Raw genomic sequence first — 817 nt, 5'->3', positions numbered from 1 at the left:
GCGGCGGGGAAACGCCCGGTCCCATTCCGAACCCGGAAGCTAAGCCCGCCCGCGCTGATGGTACTGCACTCGGGAGGGTGTGGGAGAGTAGGTTACCGCCGACCCAATAACTATAAATAATTGAATAATTGTGTGTGCGCCCCGGCCCCGGGGGTGGTGGGATCATGTGTTGATCCGCACCGCCCTTTGTGGCCGGGGCGCTTCTCTGTGCGCGTAGCAGGGTGGGGGGCCTGGCCCGCCGAGACGCGTAACCTGCCGCCGGGGAGTAGCCGTTGTCAGCTGCCGTCTGTGACGGGCATCAATGGCGGGGGCTCGGGCCGACCCACGAGGCGTGCGTGCTTGGCGCTAGCTCCATCTACGGCCACCAGACGGATGCGACCAGGGTATTTACCGGCGCAACCGTACAAATGGAGCTAGCTCCATATAACGCAGCCCGCGCCGAAGCCGCACAACCACCGCACCCACACACCTGGCACCGTCCCGCAAGACTCTGCGGCCGCAGAGTGCCACCCGGTTGAATACCCGGGCAAAGGCTTCGCGGTTATCCTCTCCGCATGATCGCCTGGCGTTGCTGTTGCTACCGGGGTCCACACGCGCTGGCGGACCGTTTGGCCCAGTGAGGCGGCTATCCGACGAGATCTCCTTGACGAAGATGCGAGACGAGGGCCTGCGGATGTTTTGTTGGAGTGCCCCGTGGGCTTGTGTGTTGTTGTTTAGACTCCAAGTGCTTGGCGGTGTTCGGCGATGGTGGCATAGCCGTTGCCTAGCGTCGACTTCAGCCTGGTGTGGGTGTAGAAGTCGATGTAGTTGTCAATAT

1 rRNA gene is annotated in these 817 nt (G+C 62.7%); it reads left to right on the top strand.

The annotated features are described in order from the left end of the window. Positions 1 to 104, top strand: a 5S ribosomal RNA gene (gene rrf / locus OVO38_RS12380); the annotation flags it as partial. Between the last annotated feature and the right edge of the window lie 713 nt (positions 105 to 817).

The sequence above is a fragment of the Corynebacterium sp. Marseille-P8863 genome (assembly GCF_946902955.1).
GTDB lineage: Bacteria > Actinomycetota > Actinomycetes > Mycobacteriales > Mycobacteriaceae > Corynebacterium > Corynebacterium gottingense.
This window is presented reverse-complemented; position numbering and strand designations above follow the sequence as displayed.